Origin of the sequence: Pseudomonas sp. B21128 (assembly GCF_044218865.1) — a bacterium.
Lineage (GTDB): Bacteria > Pseudomonadota > Gammaproteobacteria > Pseudomonadales > Pseudomonadaceae > Aquipseudomonas > Aquipseudomonas iridis.
The window spans coordinates 3,479,515-3,496,338 of the sequence record NZ_CP162590.1; the positions used below are offsets into that span (position 1 = coordinate 3,479,515).

The following is a 16,824-nucleotide window of genomic DNA, read 5'->3' on the forward strand; positions in this document are numbered from 1 at the left end:
TGTTTTTTCTCACCCATGAAAAACCCCGCACGAGGCGGGGTTCCCATATTGCGAAGAAACCGACTTAAGCGTGCAGGGTTTCTGCCGCGTAGAGAGTGTTTTCGAGGAGGCAGGCGCGAGTCATCGGGCCAACGCCGCCCGGCACTGGAGTGATCCAGCCGGCGCGGGGCAGGGCGGTTTCGTAGACAACGTCACCGACCAGTTTGCCGTCTTCCTGACGGTTGATGCCGACGTCGATCACGATCGCGCCTTCCTTGATCCACTCGCCCTTGACCAGGCCCGGCTTGCCGGCGGCCACGACCACCAGATCGGCACGGCCAACGTGGCCGGCCAGATCCTTGGTGAAGCGGTGTGTCACGGTCACGGTGCAACCGGCCAGCAGCAGTTCCATTGCCATCGGTCGACCCACGATGTTGGAGGCACCGACAACTACCGCATCCATGCCATAAAGATCAGCACCGGTGCTTTCCAGCAAGGTAATGATGCCTTTTGGCGTGCATGGGCGCAGCAGCGGGATGCGCTGGGCCAGACGGCCGACGTTATAAGGATGGAAACCGTCTACGTCTTTGTCCGGGCGGATGCGCTCCAGTAATTTGGAGGCGTCCAGATGCTCGGGCAGCGGTAACTGCAGCAGAATGCCGTCGATGGCCGGATCGTCGTTAAGACGGTCGACCAGATCGGTCAGCGCTTGCTGAGTGGTGTCAGAGGGCAGGTCGTAGGCTTGCGAGAGGAAGCCGACCTCTTCACAGTCTTTACGCTTGTGCGAGACATAAACCTGAGAGGCAGGATCGCTGCCGACCAGGATCACCGCGAGGCCGGGAGTGCGCAGGCCTTGCTGGCGACGCTCGGCAACTCGTTTGGCGATCTGCTGGCGCAGGCTGGCGGCGATCGATTTGCCGTCGATTAGTTGTGCAGTCATTGCGCGTGATTAACCATCGAGAGGGGAAAAAAAGAGAACGCATTCTCGCATGTCGGGCGGTGAGGGCAAAGGCGCTTGGTCAGCAAATTCCCCTAACTCCTTTAATTAAATGAATTTTTTTCAAAAAGGATTTGACGACCTTTGGAGCGCTCTATACTATTCGTCGCACTTGTCGGGCACAGCCTAGCACTGGTTAAGAAGGTAAAGCGGAATCAACGTTCCGTGGCACTGGAAAGCACTTAGTTTGTAGTCCTTTAAGAGTACAGATTAATAAGGCGCCCGTAGCTCAGCTGGATAGAGCATCCGCCTTCTAAGCGGATGGTCGCAGGTTCGAGTCCTGCCGGGTGCGCCATTAGGCAGCTTTGGCACAAGTAACGCGATATGGTGGGCGTAGCTCAGTTGGTAGAGCACGGGATTGTGACTCCCGTTGTCGTGGGTTCGATCCCCATCGTCCACCCCATATTTCGAAAAGCGCCAGATTTAACGGTCTGGCGTTTTTGTTTTAAAAGCTTCATCCGCGGATGTGGTGGAATTGGTAGACACACTGGATTTAGGTTCCAGCGCCGCGAGGCGTAAGAGTTCGAGTCTCTTCATCCGCACCAATTAAAGCTTCATTCATGCCTTTGGGCTGGTGAGGTTCAACAAAGAAGTTGTTTGGCTTTTTTGTTACGCAATATGGTGGGCGTAGCTCAGTTGGTAGAGCACGGGATTGTGACTCCCGTTGTCGTGGGTTCGATCCCCATCGTCCACCCCATATTTCGAAAGGCGCCAGATTTAACAGTCTGGCGCCTTTTTTGTTTTAGCGATTTGAAAAGTCGGCAATTGCCGGTTTCGAGTCGCAAGGGCAGGGCGCTTCGTCGAATTTATGTTGCTCGATGATGCTGTGCTGCTCGTCGAGCTTGCTTGCAAGGTCGGCCGTCAGGGACTCATTGGTCGCCGCTTCTATATATAGAAGGGGTCGGCGCAGAGCCCTGGCGTGATTGGTTGTATTCGCCTCGGGGGCGCGACGCATCCGTGCATCGGCCCCTATAAATTGCCTGCTGTTTTTTTACCCGTTTTCAGTAGGGTGACTTCTTGAGTTTGACCCACTAGAATGCATGCCCTTGATTCTGGGGTCGGAAACGGCCGGCTAACGTCTGTGCAACGAGGAATATCCATGCAAGTTTCTGTTGAAAATACTACTGCTCTTGAGCGCCGCATGAGCGTCACCGTGCCGGCTGAGCGCATTGAGAGCCAGGTCAACAAGCGTCTGCAGCAGACTGCCCAAAAGGCCAAGATTGCTGGCTTCCGTCCAGGCAAAGTGCCAATGAGCGAAATCAAGCGCCGTTTCGGTGCTGATGCTCGTCAGGAAGCTGTTGGTGATGTCATCCAGTCCTCCTTCTACGAAGCTGTGGTCGAGCAGAAGCTGAACCCGGCTGGTTCGCCTGCAATCGAGCCCAAGTCGCTCGAAGCTGGCAAGGATCTGGAATACGTTGCCGTATTCGAAGTGTTCCCTGAGTTCACCGTTGCTGGTTTCGAAGGCATCACCGTTGAGCGCCTGAGCGCTGACGTGGCTGACGCTGACCTGGACAAAATGCTCGACATCCTGCGCAAGCAGAACACCCGTTTTGAAGTGGCCGATCGCGCTGCCCAGAACGAAGACCAACTGAACATCGATTTCGTTGGCAAGGTCGACGGCGAAGTGTTTGCTGGCGGCTCCGCCAAAGGCACTCAGTTGGTACTGGGTTCCGGCCGCATGATCCCGGGCTTCGAAGATGGCCTGGTTGGCGCTAAGGCGGGCGAAGAGCGCGTTCTGAACCTGACCTTCCCAGAGGACTATCAGAACCTGGACCTAGCTGGCAAAACCGCCGAGTTCACCGTGACTGTAAACACCGTTTCCGAACCAAAGCTGCCTGAGCTGAACGAAGAGTTCTTCGCTCAATTCGGCATCAAGGAAAGCGGCATCGACGGTTTCCGCACCGAAGTTCGCAAGAACATGGAGCGTGAACTGCGTCAGGCGATCAAATCCAAGGTCAAGAATCAGGTAATGGACGGTCTGCTGGCCACCAACCCGATTGAAGTGCCAAAGGCTCTGCTGTCCAACGAAGTCGACCGTCTGCGCGTGCAGGCTGTTCAGCAGTTCGGTGGCAACATCAAGCCTGACCAACTGCCGGCCGAGCTGTTCGAAGAGCAAGCCAAGCGCCGCGTCGTGCTGGGTCTGATCGTGGCTGAAGTGGTCAAGCAGTTCGACCTCAAGCCTGACGAAGCCCGCGTACGTGAAATGATTCAGGAAATGGCTTCTGCTTACCAGGAACCTGAGCAGGTTGTGTCCTGGTACTACAAGAACGACCAGCAACTGAACGAAGTTCGTTCGGTTGTGCTGGAAGAGCAAGTTGTGGATACTGTTCTGCAGAAAGCTAGCGTGACCGACAAATCGGTCTCTTACGAAGAAGCGGTCAAGCCGGTAGAAGCTCCAACAGCCGACTGATTGTTTTTGCGTTAAGAAGTGCTCACATAAGCCAGCTCTCGAGCTGGCTTATGCGTATTCAAGACATAACTATTTGGGAGTGACTGCAGAGCATGTTCCGTAATTCGTATATTCAGCAGAACTCTGATATCCAGGCCGCAGGCGGCCTGGTTCCGATGGTTGTCGAGCAATCTGCTCGTGGCGAACGCGCCTATGACATCTACTCGCGCCTGCTCAAGGAGCGAGTGATCTTTCTGGTTGGTCCGGTAGAGGACTACATGGCCAACCTGATTTGCGCGCAACTGCTGTTCCTTGAAGCGGAAAACCCGGACAAGGACATCCATCTCTATATCAACTCCCCGGGCGGTTCGGTGACAGCGGGCATGTCGATCTACGACACCATGCAGTTCATCAAACCCAACGTGTCGACCACTTGCATCGGCCAGGCTTGCAGCATGGGCGCATTCCTGCTGACCGCAGGTGCACCAGGCAAGCGGTTCTGCCTGCCGAACTCGCGTGTGATGATTCACCAGCCACTGGGCGGTTTCCAGGGCCAGGCATCGGATATCGAAATCCATGCCAAGGAAATCCTCTTCATTCGCGAACGTCTGAACACGTTGATGGCCAAGCACAGCGGTCACACTCTGGAAGAAATCGAGCGCGATACCAACCGCGATAACTTCATGAGTGCAGAAGCTGCGAAGGCATATGGCTTGATCGACGAAGTGATCAACCAGCGCCCAGCGTAAAAATAAGCAGCTCAAAATAGGCATGGTCGGCTGGTCTGATCAGCGGCGGGCTTGAAAAAGCCCGCAATAGCCTTCATCTTGTGTTGCAAGCCTATCGGATTTGGATCGAACGAATGACTGACACCCGCAACGGCGAGGACAACGGCAAGCTGCTCTATTGCTCCTTCTGTGGCAAAAGCCAGCATGAAGTGCGCAAATTGATTGCCGGCCCCTCGGTCTTTATCTGCGACGAGTGCGTCGACCTGTGCAATGACATCATCCGCGAGGAGGTGCAGGAAGCCCAGGCCGAAAGCAGCGCGCATAAATTGCCTTCGCCTAAAGAAATCAGCGGCATCCTTGACCAGTACGTCATTGGTCAGGAGCGTGCAAAAAAGGTTCTGGCCGTAGCGGTGTACAACCACTACAAGCGCCTTAACCAGCGTGACAAAAAGGCTGACGACGTCGAACTCGGCAAGAGCAACATCCTGCTGATCGGCCCGACAGGCTCCGGTAAAACCCTGCTGGCCGAAACGCTGGCCCGCTTGCTGAACGTTCCGTTCACGATCGCCGACGCCACCACCCTTACCGAGGCTGGTTACGTGGGCGAAGATGTCGAGAACATCATTCAGAAACTGCTGCAGAAGTGCGATTACGACGTAGAGAAAGCCCAGATGGGTATTGTCTATATCGACGAAATCGACAAGATTTCCCGCAAGTCCGACAACCCGTCGATCACCCGGGACGTTTCCGGTGAAGGCGTGCAGCAGGCCTTGCTCAAGTTGATCGAAGGCACGGTCGCTTCCGTACCGCCGCAAGGTGGTCGCAAGCATCCGCAGCAGGAGTTCCTGCAGGTCGACACCCGTAACATCCTGTTCATCTGCGGTGGCGCGTTCTCGGGTCTCGAGAAGGTCATCCAGAACCGTTCCACCAAGGGTGGCATCGGTTTCAACGCAGAAGTGCGCAGCAAGGAAGAAGGCAAGAAAGTCGGTGAATCCCTGCGTGAAGTCGAGCCTGACGATCTGGTCAAGTTCGGTCTGATCCCGGAGTTCGTCGGTCGTCTGCCGGTCCTCGCGACGCTGGACGAGCTGGATGAGGCTGCGCTGATGCAGATCCTCACCGAGCCGAAAAATGCGCTGACCAAACAGTATGCCAAGCTGTTCGAGATGGAAGGCGTCGATCTGGAATTCCGCACCGATGCACTGAAATCAGTGGCTAAACGTGCCCTGGAACGTAAAACCGGTGCTCGTGGCCTGCGTTCGATTCTGGAAGGTGTGCTGCTCGACACGATGTATGAAATCCCTTCGCAGTCCGAGGTGAGCAAAGTCGTGATCGATGAAAGTGTGATCGAGGGCAAGTCCAAGCCACTGTATATCTACGAAAACAGTGAGCCGACTGCCAAGGCAGCGCCGGACGCGTAAGCGTCCACTCTGCCGGAATAAAGAAGGGGCCTTCGGGCCTCTTTTTTTTATGTCGTTTTTTACATCCGCTTTGCGCTTGTTTTTTTTCAAGGCAGCCCCCATCTTGGTTTCAAGCTTAATTCCATCTGATTACGGCCATATGGCCGCCGTAGAGGCGAAATCATGAAGACAACCATCGAATTGCCTCTCTTGCCATTGCGTGATGTCGTGGTTTATCCGCACATGGTTATCCCGCTGTTCGTGGGGCGCGAGAAGTCCATCGAAGCCCTCGAAGCTGCGATGACGGGCGACAAGCAGATTCTGTTGCTGGCCCAGAGAAACCCGGCTGATGATGATCCCGGTGAAGACGCTCTCTATCGCGTAGGTACCATCGCTACCGTTCTGCAACTGCTCAAGCTGCCTGACGGCACCGTAAAGGTGCTGGTCGAGGGTGAGCAGCGCGGTACCGTTGAACGCTTCAGTGAAGTCGACGGGCACTGCCGCGCCGAAGTCTCGCTGATCGAAGAAGTCGAGGCTGTCGAGCGCGAATCCGAAGTGTTCGTGCGCACGCTGCTCTCGCAGTTTGAACAATATGTACAGCTGGGCAAAAAAGTCCCGGCTGAAGTCCTGTCTTCGCTCAACAGTATTGATGAGCCGGGCCGCCTGGTCGATACCATGGCTGCACACATGGCGCTGAAGATCGAGCAGAAGCAGGAAATTCTCGAAATCGTCGATTTGTCGGCGCGGGTTGAGCACGTCCTGGCGTTGCTGGACGCCGAAATTGATCTGCTGCAGGTCGAAAAACGCATTCGTGGTCGCGTCAAAAAGCAGATGGAGCGCAGTCAGCGCGAGTACTACCTGAATGAGCAGATGAAGGCCATTCAGAAAGAACTTGGCGACAGCGATGAAGGCCACAACGAAATCGAAGACCTGAAAAAGCGTATCGACGCTGCGGGTTTGCCGAAGGACGCGTTGGCCAAAGCCACTGCCGAGCTGAACAAGCTCAAGCAAATGTCGCCGATGTCCGCCGAGGCCACCGTGGTGCGCTCGTACATCGACTGGCTGGTGCAGGTGCCGTGGAAGGCACAGAGCAAGGTGCGTCTGGACCTGGCTCGTGCAGAAGACATTCTCGATGCCGATCACTACGGCCTCGAAGAGGTCAAGGAACGGATCCTTGAATACCTCGCCGTGCAAAAGCGCGTGAAGAAAATCCGTGGCCCGGTGTTGTGCCTGGTCGGTCCTCCTGGCGTGGGTAAAACCTCGTTGGCGGAGTCGATTGCTCATGCCACCAACCGCAAGTTTGTGCGCATGGCCCTGGGTGGCGTGCGTGACGAAGCCGAAATTCGCGGTCACCGCCGGACTTACATCGGTTCGATGCCGGGAAGATTGATTCAAAAGATGACAAAGGTGGGCGTCCGTAACCCGCTGTTCCTGCTCGATGAAATCGACAAAATGGGCAGCGACATGCGTGGCGATCCGGCATCTGCGCTGCTGGAAGTGCTCGATCCGGAGCAGAACCACAACTTCAACGACCACTATCTGGAAGTCGATTACGATCTTTCGGATGTGATGTTCCTGTGCACCTCGAACTCGATGAACATCCCGCCGGCGCTGCTCGACCGGATGGAAGTCATCCGTCTGCCGGGCTACACCGAAGACGAGAAGATCAACATCGCGGTCAAATACCTGTCGCCTAAGCAGATCACCGCGAACGGTCTGAAGAAAGGTGAACTGGAATTCGACGCCGAAGCCATCCGCGACATCATTCGTTATTACACCCGTGAAGCCGGTGTGCGTGGCCTCGAACGTCAGATCGCCAAGGTCTGCCGCAAGGCGGTGAAAGAGCATGCGATGGAAAAACGCTTCTCGGTGAAAGTGACAGCTGAGCTGCTGGAACACTTCCTTGGTGTGCGCAAGTTCCGCTATGGTCTGGCCGAGCAGCAGGATCAGATCGGTCAGGTCACCGGCCTTGCTTGGACGCAGGTTGGCGGCGAATTGTTGACCATCGAAGCCGCTGTCGTACCGGGTAAAGGTCAGCTGATCAAGACGGGCTCGCTGGGCGATGTAATGGTCGAATCGATCACTGCTGCCCTGACTGTTGTGCGCAGCCGTGCCAAGAGCCTGGGCATTCCTCTGGACTTCCACGAGAAGCGCGACACGCATATTCACATGCCGGAAGGGGCTACCCCGAAGGACGGCCCTAGCGCCGGTGTGGGCATGTGCACGGCATTGGTGTCTGCATTGACTGGCATTCCGGTGCGCGCGGATGTCGCCATGACGGGCGAAATCACATTGCGTGGTCAGGTACTGGCAATCGGCGGTCTGAAGGAAAAACTGCTGGCAGCACACCGCGGCGGAATCAAGATTGTGATTATTCCGGAAGAGAACGTGCGCGATCTGAAGGAGATTCCTGACAATATCAAGCAGGATCTGCAGATTAAACCGGTTAAATGGATTGACGAGGTCCTGCAAATTGCGCTGCAATACGCGCCGGAGCCCTTGCCGGATGTGGCTCCGGAGATAGTTGCCAAGGATGAAAAACGTGAGTCTGACTCTAAGGAAAGAGTTAGCACGCATTAATCGTTTTTGACTGGGTGGCTTCCTTGACAGCTTTTTAGAGCCCTTGTTATAAAGCGGCTCTTAAGTGTTTGTAGGCCATCCAGCACTCGTTTTTGCTTTCACCAAAAAACTTAGAATCATCTCAAAATAGATATAAGGGGACTTAGAGTGAACAAGTCGGAACTGATTGATGCTATCGCTGCATCCGCTGATATCCCGAAAGCTGCTGCTGGCCGTGCGCTGGACGCTGTAATCGAATCCGTCACTGGCGCTCTCAAGGCTGGCGACTCCGTAGTTCTGGTTGGTTTCGGTACGTTCTCCGTAACTGATCGTCCAGCTCGCGTTGGTCGTAACCCACAGACCGGCAAGACGCTGCAAATTGCTGCTGCTAAAAAACCAGGTTTCAAAGCCGGTAAAGCACTGAAAGAAGCGGTTAACTAAGTTTTCAGGTTTTTACCCATCCGGGTCGGGGTTATGCCTGACTTGGCAGCGGAGCGGTAGAGCAGGTCGCTGACACAGCTGCCTGTAACGCCGGGATCGAGGGTTCGAGCCCTGTCCGCTCCGCCAGTTACGAGAAGGCGCATCCTCGGATGCGCCTTTCTTCTATCCGGATTTTACCCACGCTCCACGGTTGCCTAAATATTGAAATTCAACCGTTTCTGGGGGACGCATGCTGCAGAATATCAGGGACAATTCACAAGGCTGGATTGCCAAGACTATTATCGGGATCATCGTTGTATTGATGGCGTTCACGGGGATTGAGGCCATTTTCCAGGCTACGACCAATAGCCAGAATGCAGCCACGGTCAACGGTGAAGACATCAGTCAGAACGAGCTCAGCCAGGCCGTTGATATGCAACGCCGTCAGTTGATGCAACAGCTGGGCAAGGATTTCGACGCTTCGTTGCTCGATGAAAAAATGCTTCGCGAATCAGCCCTCAAGGGTTTGATTGACCGCAAGCTGCTGCTGCAAGGGGCGGACGAAGCGAAATTTGCTTTCTCCGAAGGCGCCCTTGATCAGGTGATTCTGCTGACGCCTGAATTTCAGGTTGACGGCAAGTTCAGCTCCGAGCGTTTCGACCAAGTGATCCGTCAACTGGGTTACAGCCGTATGCAGTTCCGCCAGATGCTGGCTCAGGAAATGCTGATCGGCCAGCTGCGCGCCGGTGTGGCGGGCAGCGGTTTTGTGACCGATGCCGAAGTGCTGGCTTTCGCCCGTCTGGAAAAACAGACCCGTGACTTCGCGACCCTGAACGTCAAAGCCGATCCGGCTGCAGTCAAGCTGACCGATGATGAGGTCAAGGCTTACTACGACGAACACGTCAAGGAGTTCATGACTCCGGATCAAGTCGTCATCGATTACCTGGAGCTGAAGAAGGCCTCGTTCTTCGACCAGGTCACTGTGAAGGATGAAGACCTGCAGGCGGCGTATCAGAAAGAGATTGCCAACCTGTCGGAGCAGCGTCGCGCGGCTCACATCCTGATCGAAGTGAACGACAAGACCACCGAAGCTCAAGCCAAAGCGAAGATCGAAGAAGTCCAGGCGCGTCTGGCCAACGGCGAGAAATTCGAAGCGCTGGCCAAGGAGTTCTCGCAGGATCCGGGTTCGGCCAACAATGGCGGCGACCTCGGTTACGCAGGTCCGGGTGTCTACGACCCAGCCTTCGAAAAATCGCTGTACTCGCTGGCCAAAGATCAGGTTTCCGAGCCGGTTCGCACTGACTTCGGTTTCCATCTGATCAAGCTGCTGGGTGTTGAAGCACCTGAAGTGCCGTCCCTGGCCAGCCTGAAAGACAAGCTGACCCGCGATTTGAAAGCGGCGCAAGTCGAGCAGCGTTTCGTCGAGGCGACCAAGCAACTGGAAGACTCCGCGTTTGAAGCGTCTGACCTGGCTCAGCCAGCAGCAGACCTGAAGCTCACCGTTCACACTTCCAAGCCATTCGGCCGTGAAGGTGGCGAAGGGATTGCGGCCAACCGTGCCGTTGTCACTGCTGCATTCAGCACCGAAGTGCTTGATGAGAGTGCCAACAGCACCGCCATTGAGCTGGATCCGGACACGGTGATCGTGCTGCGCGCCAAGGAGCACTTGAAGCCTGCTCAACTGCCTCTGGAAAGCGTGAGTGCGGCCATCCGCGCTCAGTTGACCAAAGAGCATGCCAGCGCTGCAGCCAAGACCAAAGCCGAGAAGCTGATTGCTGATCTGCGTGATGGCAAGGCTCCGCTGGACAAAGCGGTAGACGGTCAGGACTGGAAAACCACCGAAGCGGCCACCCGTGGTCAGGAAGGGGTTGAACCGGCGGTGTTGCAAGCGCTGTTCCGCATGCCGAAACCGGCTGCCAAGGACAAACCGACGTTCACCAGTGTGACGTTGCCGGACGGCAGTTTGATGATCGTTCGCCTCAATGGCGTGAACGAAGCGGCTGCGCCGACGGATGAAGAGAAGGTTCAGTACCGTCGCTTCCTTGCGTCGCGTGAAGGTCAGCAGGACTTTGCGGCGTATCGCAAGCAGTTGGAAAGCCAGGCTGACATCAAGAAGTTCTGATGGTGGTTTGAGCTGTAGTACAAGAAGCCCCGGCCTGTGTGCCGGGGTTTTTTTATGGGTGTTCGCTTTTGCGCCTTGGCGGTCTTTGGGCCGATCACGCTCTTGGGCGGGCGCACATTGAAAATAGCCGACCCATATCGTCTGAGTGCACGCAGTCAGTGTGGGAGCTGGCTTGCCAGCGATGGCGGGCCGGTAGGGGACGCATTTTTTGCTGATGCTCTCCTCTGTAACTATCCATTCGGTTTGTGGTGTTGCTGTCGTCGCTTTTAGCCGAGAACTGATTCTGGATTTTGCTGGATTTTCTTCATTGAATTATCAGCGCGACCTTTTTCCGCAATCTGGGGTCGATAGGCTTGTAACTGTTTCAAGACACTAATCCATACGCCGCGAGGGCGCGTTCTGTTGCACAATACGCCCCGGACTGTTTTCCCTCAGGATGTTTAATGTTGATTTCCACTCCCCTGCGTGTTGTCGGGTTGGCGCTGTTGTTGGCCGGTGTTGCCGGCTGTGCGAAAGACAAGCCGATGTATGAGCACGAGAACTTCGATGACTCCGGTACGTTTTCGCGTAATTACCCGGTGACCGACGTTGTCAGTTGCGAAGCGGCGCGTCGTGCGTTGCTGAGTCAGGGCTACATCATTACCAGCAGCGACTCGAAACTGATCAGTGGCCACAAGAGCTTTCAGCAAACCGGCGATACACACATGGAGATCAGCTTCAATGTGGTCTGCGCCGATGACGGCAGTGCCGGGCACCACGCGACGATGTTCGCCAATGCCTTGCAGGATCGTTATGCGTTGAAGAAGACCAACAACTCGGCCAGTCTCGGTGTCGGCGTGCTGGGTTCGGTATCGATGCCGATCGGCTCGTCGGACGATTCGATGGTCAAGGTCGCCAGTGAGACGGTGACGGCGCAGAAGTTCTATGAGCGCTTCTTTACTCTGGTCGAACAGTTTCTGCCGGCAGAAACCAAGAAAGCTGCACATATCGAGGAGAAGCCGAAGACCGATCTGGGCGTGCCTGAGGCAAAAGTGGCCCCCGCGAGCCTGACGCCAGCCGCGGAGCCCGCTCCAGCGCCTGTTACAGCTCCCGTTACAGCGCCTGCTCCAGCACCTGAGGCAGCGCCTGAGCCGGCCGTGACCGCGCCTGCGCCCGCTGAACCGGCACCGTTGAGTTCCGAGCCGGTCGCACCTCCTGCGGAGTCGACCCCGATTGCTCCGGCACCGAGTGCGGAACCTGCGCCGGCTACCGAAACCATCACGCCACCGGCCAATCCGACGGATATTCCGCCGCCGTCCGAGCCGATTCCGGCAATGCCAGCCTCCGGCCAATAACCCCACACCTCGGCTTGGCCCCTGTAGGAGCTGCCGAAGGTTGCGATCTTTTGATCTTGAAATGTCAAGGATCGAGCCTCCGGCAGCTCTTACAGAGGAATATCTGGTTACATTCACCTGACAAAAATCCCGCGATAAATTCCTGACCGCCTGCTACGTTTTATTCATGAAGGCCAGGCTTCATTTTTCCTTCATACGGGCACGTTATGCTCGAGGCACTGGGCATTTGCTCAGGCCCATTCAACAGAGCAGCTGGGGGATTACGCGATGGATGACTATCAGGAAGAACTGCTCGAATACCAGGCCTACGAACTGGATTCGCCAGAGCCGGCGGAAGACGCTACCGAGCTTTAAGGTGTCAGGCTGTTTTACGATGACTGCGGCGGAATTCGCCCGGCGTCTGGCCGCTCCAGCGTTTGAACGCTCGCTGAAATGCTTCGGCTGAAGCAAAGCCGAGCAGGTAGGCGATTTCGCCGAACGCCAGTTCCGTATCGCGGATGTAGGTCATCGCCAGATCACGGCGAGTGTCGTTGAGGATCGCGCGAAACTGCGTGCCTTCCTCTGTCAGTTTGCGCCGCAAGGTCCATGTCGGCAGCTTCAGGCGTGCCGCCACTTCTTCCAGGTCGGGTTCTCGGCCACCATTCAATAATGGCCCAAGCAGTTGCGTGATGCGTTCGCGCAGGCTGCGAGTACGGGTCAGTTGCTCCAGCTCTCTTTCACACAGCTGCAGCAGATGCCGCCAGGTGCTCGGGCAGTGCTCGGGGTTGCGCAGGGCGAGGCCGGCCAGGTTCAGGCGCAACTGGTTTCGTTCCGCGCCGAACTGGATCGGGCAATCACCCAAGGCCGCGTAAGCGTCGCGATAATCGGGCGCGTCGAATTCGATTTCAACGCGTTCAGCGCGCAGCGGTTCGCGGCTGACACTGGACAGTTGATGCAGCCAGCCGGCGATGATCGAATCCACCACGAAACGGTTATAGGCGTTATACGGGCTGATCGAATAGAAACGCAGCCATGCGCCAGTGGCGTCCTCGTGAAAGCTCGACTGGCCGCGGTAATTGGAACCATACAACGGTTCGAAGCGGATCAGGCAGCGGGCGGCCTCACGTACGGTAGGCGCCTGCGATGCGGTGACACCGGCCAGTCCCGCCTGGCTCAAGCGACTGAGCTGGCCCATGCGCAGGCCGAGGGCCGGATCCCCGGTCAATTGAATCGCGCCATGCCCCAAACGCATGTAACGCGGAATCGACAGTCGTGCCCCGGCCTCGGCCAATCTTGCCGCATCCAGTGCGTATTGTTCGAGCAGCGGCTGTGGGTCAGCGCCGTGACTGCGAACCGCATCGGCGAGGCTATGAACGAAACCTACCGACAGATCCCCAAGGCGCATCGGCAGCGGCTTCATCGCTTACAACCAGATATTCAGCATACGTGCGCCACGGGCGTCACCGTCGGCGAACTGCTGGCCGTTGCTGTTGAGGAAGCTTTGGCCTGCGCCTGATTTATCCCAGAACTGCCCACGCAGAAACACACTCATGCCAGCGACTGCATGGCTGCTGGGCGGTTGCGCGGTCAAGGTCAGGCGATGCCAGGCCTGGCCTTCGCTGACTTCGCCGGGCTTGAGACTGACGGAGCCTGGTGTACTCGAACTCTTATAGCCACGCCATGGCTGATCCCATGCACCCTGACCGAATACCTGCGCCGGCACGGCGATCAATTGCGCGCCTTGTTCGTCGAGTTTGCGGTAGTTGTCCGGATACCAGCTGTCGCTGCCGATGAGTACGCCAAGTCGCCCGGCCGGGGTATCGACAACGTTGATTGTCTTTTCATTGGCCTGGATGACATCACGCTGGCTGAACACCGGGTGCAGTTGCCGCTGCGGCTGGCCGAGCGGTGCACCGTCGCGACCGAAGACCACACTGCTGTTGTACAGCGCACCGCTACCGGGTTTGAGCTGACCGTCACGGATACTCGGCTCGGGCAGAACGATTGAGCCAGCCACCAGCGTCACGTGAAATTCCTTGGCCAGGCCGCCGAACAGCGCCTGGTAGTCCTTGGCCATGGTGCGCGATTTCATGCGCAGGTGAGCATCATCGAGACGGTCTTTGCCCTTGGCGCTGAGCCAGGCACGGGCAAACAACAACGGATTGCTCGCCGCCAGCCAATTCATCGCCTCGGCGAGGGTGGGCGCCTGATACAACTCGTCTTTTTCGCCGCTGATCATCAACCAGGTGCCGACATGTTCCGGCAACACCACCACGGTCTTGTCATTCAACAAGCCTTGATCCTGTGCTTGCTGCAAGTACGCCGCGAGTTTGCGGCGCAGGCGCGCGGGGCTTTGGTAGTCGGTGGGGAACAGTTCCGGCTGAATGCCCAGCAGATTACCTCGGTCGGCGGGCGTGCCCTGATCGACCGCCAGTTTGATGCGCAGGTCCGACAGGTAATGCGCCGCCGGCCGGTCTGCCGCCCACATGGCGTAGGTGGTAAGGACGGCAACGAGGGCCATGGAAAAAAACAGGTACAAAAGTTTGCGCATGAAAACCAACAACGACCGGGTACAGGGTATGGCGACTAGGGTAGGGCCCAGGGTCTGGCTTGCCAAGGGGCGCTGCGCATTTAGATCATTAACTTGTCAGTTACGGTCATTGAGTGACAGCGATGCGACTCTTAGTCTGTCGAGCATGACTGACGGGGGACGCAGAGCTCCCGCACTTTTTCCGTGATCGCTCGTTGTGGAGTTACCGATGACCGCCGCTCATTACCCGCACCTGTTGGCCCCGCTGGACCTGGGATTCACCACGCTGCGCAACCGCACCCTGATGGGCTCGATGCACACCGGTCTTGAAGAAAAGCCGGGTGGCTTCGAGCGCATGGCAGCGTACTTCGCTGAACGTGCCCGTGGCGGCGTCGGCCTGATGGTGACTGGCGGGATCGGCCCGAACGACGAGGGCGGTGTGTATTCCGGTGCAGCCAAACTGACCACCGAGGAGGAAGCGCTCAAGCACCGCATCGTCACCCGCGCGGTGCACGAGGCGGGCGGCAAGATCTGCATGCAGATCCTCCATGCCGGCCGTTATGCCTACAGCCCGAAACAAGTCGCGCCGAGTGCGATTCAGGCGCCGATCAACCCGTTCAAGCCAAAAGAGCTCGACGAGGAGGGCATCGAGAAGCAGATCAGGGATTTCGTCACCTGTTCGGTGCTGGCGCAAACCGCCGAGTACGACGGCGTGGAAATCATGGGTTCGGAAGGTTATTTCATTAACCAGTTCCTCGCCGCGCACACTAACCATCGCACCGACCGTTGGGGCGGCAGCTACGAAAACCGTATGCGTCTGCCAGTGGAAATCGTACGCCGCGTCCGTGAGGCGGTCGGCCCGAACTTCATCATCATCTTCCGTCTGTCGATGCTTGATCTGGTCGAAGGTGGCAGTAACTGGGACGAGATCGTCACCCTCGCCAAAGCCATCGAGCAGGCCGGTGCGACCATCATCAACACCGGCATTGGCTGGCACGAAGCGCGTATTCCGACCATCGCCACCAAGGTGCCGCGTGCGGCATTCAGCAAGGTCACGGCCAAGCTGCGTGGCTCGGTGAGCATTCCGTTGATCACCACCAACCGCATCAACACGCCGGAAATCGCCGAGCAGATACTCGCCGAAGGCGATGCCGACATGGTCTCGATGGCGCGACCATTTCTTGCCGATCCTGACTTCGTCAACAAGGCTGCCGAAGGTCGCGCTGACGAGATCAACACCTGCATCGGCTGCAACCAGGCCTGCCTCGACCACACCTTCGGCGGCAAACTCACCAGTTGCCTGGTCAACCCGCGTGCCTGTCACGAAACCGAGCTTAACTATCTGCCGGTGCAGCAAATCAAGAAGATCGCCGTGGTGGGTGCCGGTCCTGCCGGGTTGTCCGCTGCGACCGTGGCGGCCGAGCGTGGCCATCAGGTGACGTTGTTCGATTCTGCCAGCGAAATTGGTGGCCAGTTCAACATCGCCAAACGCGTGCCGGGCAAAGAAGAGTTTTTCGAAACGCTGCGCTACTTCAACCGCAAGCTGCAAACGACTAACGTCGAGGTGTGCCTGAACACCCGCGTCGACGTCGCGAAACTGGTTGACGGCGGTTATGACGAAATCATCCTCGCCACGGGTATTGCACCGCGCACTCCGGCGATACCGGGCGTTGAAAATGCCAAGGTGCTGAGCTATCTCGACGTGATCCTCGAGCGCAAACCGGTTGGCAAACGCGTGGCGGTAATTGGTGCGGGCGGCATCGGTTTCGACGTCTCCGAATTCCTCGTTCACGAAGGCATTGCCACCAGTCAGGATCGCGCCGCGTTCTGGAAGGAGTGGGGCATCGACGCCCACCTCGAAGCCCGTGGTGGCGTGGCCGGGATCAAACCTGCGCCGCACGCGCCGGCTCGTGAAGTGTTCCTTTTGCAGCGCAAGAAAACCAAGGTCGGCGACGGTTTGGGCAAAACCACTGGCTGGATTCACCGTACCGGGCTGAAGAACAAGCAGGTGCAGATGCTCAACAGTGTTGAATACCTGAGCATCGACGACGAAGGCCTGCACATCCGCATCGGCGAATCCGGCGAGCCGCAGTTGCTGGCGGTGGACAACATCGTGATCTGCGCGGGGCAGGACCCTCTGCGTGAGCTGCACGATGGCCTGGTAGCGGCCGGACAAAACGTGCACCTGATCGGCGGTGCTGATGTGGCGGCGGAGCTGGATGCCAAGCGTGCGATCAATCAAGGGTCGCGTCTGGCGGCTGAACTTTGAGGTTGCAAGTCTGACGTGCCAACGGCCATCGCGAGCAGGCTCACTTCTACAGGTTTTGTATCGTCCACGTAGATTGTGAACACTGTAGAACCCATGCAGGAGTGAGCCTGCTCGCGATGGC

General features: G+C 57.2%; 11 protein-coding genes and 4 tRNA genes. 12 read left to right on the top strand and 3 right to left on the bottom strand.

All coding sequences use genetic code 11. From position 1 onward, the window contains the following. Positions 1-64 precede the first annotated feature (64 nt). Entirely contained in the window at positions 65-919 is an 855-nt protein-coding gene (gene folD / locus AB4P91_RS15495) for a bifunctional methylenetetrahydrofolate dehydrogenase/methenyltetrahydrofolate cyclohydrolase FolD (RefSeq protein WP_042559951.1), read from the bottom strand. 275 nt (positions 920-1,194) lie between these two features. Between folD and AB4P91_RS15500 the strand changes: the two genes are divergently transcribed. The 11 genes from AB4P91_RS15500 to AB4P91_RS15550 all read left to right on the top strand — a co-directional run bounded on the left by AB4P91_RS15500 (position 1,195) and on the right by AB4P91_RS15550 (position 11,925). Next, positions 1,195-1,271, top strand: a tRNA-Arg gene (locus tag AB4P91_RS15500). A gap of 32 nt (positions 1,272-1,303) precedes the next feature. Continuing rightward, positions 1,304-1,379: transfer RNA gene (locus tag AB4P91_RS15505), tRNA-His, on the top strand. Positions 1,380-1,436: 57 nt separating this feature from the next. Beyond that, positions 1,437-1,521, top strand: a tRNA-Leu gene (locus tag AB4P91_RS15510). Between the two features lie 76 nt (positions 1,522-1,597). Continuing rightward, positions 1,598-1,673: transfer RNA gene (locus AB4P91_RS15515), tRNA-His, on the top strand. 402 nt (positions 1,674-2,075) lie between these two features. After that, the gene (gene tig / locus AB4P91_RS15520; protein WP_042559949.1) at positions 2,076-3,386 is read left to right on the top strand and encodes a trigger factor; all 1,311 of its coding nucleotides are present in this window, start codon (positions 2,076-2,078) and stop codon (positions 3,384-3,386) included. A gap of 92 nt (positions 3,387-3,478) precedes the next feature. Then, positions 3,479-4,114 (top strand): ATP-dependent Clp endopeptidase proteolytic subunit ClpP, encoded by a 636-nt coding sequence (gene clpP, locus AB4P91_RS15525; RefSeq protein ID WP_042559948.1) that lies wholly within the window; start codon positions 3,479-3,481, stop codon positions 4,112-4,114. A 113-nt stretch (positions 4,115-4,227) separates the two neighbouring features. Continuing rightward, a complete protein-coding gene (gene clpX / locus AB4P91_RS15530) occupies positions 4,228-5,511 on the top strand; it encodes an ATP-dependent Clp protease ATP-binding subunit ClpX (protein WP_003223632.1) in 1,284 nt (427 codons plus the stop codon). A 162-nt stretch (positions 5,512-5,673) separates the two neighbouring features. After that, on the top strand, positions 5,674-8,070 hold the full coding sequence (gene lon, locus AB4P91_RS15535; protein WP_395603135.1) for an endopeptidase La: 2,397 nt from the start codon (positions 5,674-5,676) through the stop codon (positions 8,068-8,070). Positions 8,071-8,217: 147 nt separating this feature from the next. After that, positions 8,218-8,490: an HU family DNA-binding protein gene (locus AB4P91_RS15540; RefSeq protein WP_008077714.1), complete on the top strand. Its 273-nt coding sequence runs from the start codon at positions 8,218-8,220 to the stop codon at positions 8,488-8,490. Between the two features lie 229 nt (positions 8,491-8,719). Further along, positions 8,720-10,591: a SurA N-terminal domain-containing protein gene (locus AB4P91_RS15545; protein ID WP_395603136.1), complete on the top strand. Its 1,872-nt coding sequence runs from the start codon at positions 8,720-8,722 to the stop codon at positions 10,589-10,591. Positions 10,592-11,034: 443 nt separating this feature from the next. After that, positions 11,035-11,925, top strand: a complete 891-nt coding sequence (locus AB4P91_RS15550; RefSeq protein WP_395603137.1) for a DUF2242 domain-containing protein — start codon at positions 11,035-11,037, stop codon at positions 11,923-11,925. Between the two features lie 358 nt (positions 11,926-12,283). Here the strand turns inward: AB4P91_RS15550 and AB4P91_RS15555 are convergent, their stop codons facing one another. Both AB4P91_RS15555 and AB4P91_RS15560 read right to left on the bottom strand, forming a co-directional pair. After that, positions 12,284-13,324: an AraC family transcriptional regulator gene (locus AB4P91_RS15555; protein WP_150592361.1), complete on the bottom strand. Its 1,041-nt coding sequence runs from the start codon at positions 13,322-13,324 to the stop codon at positions 12,284-12,286. A gap of 3 nt (positions 13,325-13,327) precedes the next feature. Further along, positions 13,328-14,455, bottom strand: coding sequence for a carbon-nitrogen hydrolase family protein (locus tag AB4P91_RS15560; RefSeq protein ID WP_150592360.1), 1,128 nt, complete (start codon positions 14,453-14,455; stop codon positions 13,328-13,330). A 208-nt stretch (positions 14,456-14,663) separates the two neighbouring features. Here AB4P91_RS15560 and AB4P91_RS15565 point away from each other — a divergent pair, with 208 nt between their 5' ends. Beyond that, positions 14,664-16,703: an FAD-dependent oxidoreductase gene (locus AB4P91_RS15565; protein WP_395603138.1), complete on the top strand. Its 2,040-nt coding sequence runs from the start codon at positions 14,664-14,666 to the stop codon at positions 16,701-16,703. Positions 16,704-16,824: the final 121 nt, after the last annotated feature.

What these genes read in the sequence shown, in the direction of transcription:
- folD (WP_042559951.1), bottom strand. Translation starts at nt 919, where the DNA reads ATGACTGCACAACTAATCGACGGCAAATCGATCGCCGCCAGCCTGCGC.
- tig (WP_042559949.1), top strand. Translation starts at nt 2,076, where the DNA reads ATGCAAGTTTCTGTTGAAAATACTACTGCTCTTGAGCGCCGCATGAGC.
- clpP (WP_042559948.1), top strand. Translation starts at nt 3,479, where the DNA reads ATGTTCCGTAATTCGTATATTCAGCAGAACTCTGATATCCAGGCCGCA.
- clpX (WP_003223632.1), top strand. Translation starts at nt 4,228, where the DNA reads ATGACTGACACCCGCAACGGCGAGGACAACGGCAAGCTGCTCTATTGC.
- lon (WP_395603135.1), top strand. Translation starts at nt 5,674, where the DNA reads ATGAAGACAACCATCGAATTGCCTCTCTTGCCATTGCGTGATGTCGTG.
- AB4P91_RS15545 (WP_395603136.1), top strand. Translation starts at nt 8,720, where the DNA reads ATGCTGCAGAATATCAGGGACAATTCACAAGGCTGGATTGCCAAGACT.
- AB4P91_RS15550 (WP_395603137.1), top strand. Translation starts at nt 11,035, where the DNA reads ATGTTGATTTCCACTCCCCTGCGTGTTGTCGGGTTGGCGCTGTTGTTG.
- AB4P91_RS15555 (WP_150592361.1), bottom strand. Translation starts at nt 13,324, where the DNA reads ATGAAGCCGCTGCCGATGCGCCTTGGGGATCTGTCGGTAGGTTTCGTT.
- AB4P91_RS15560 (WP_150592360.1), bottom strand. Translation starts at nt 14,455, where the DNA reads ATGCGCAAACTTTTGTACCTGTTTTTTTCCATGGCCCTCGTTGCCGTC.
- AB4P91_RS15565 (WP_395603138.1), top strand. Translation starts at nt 14,664, where the DNA reads ATGACCGCCGCTCATTACCCGCACCTGTTGGCCCCGCTGGACCTGGGA.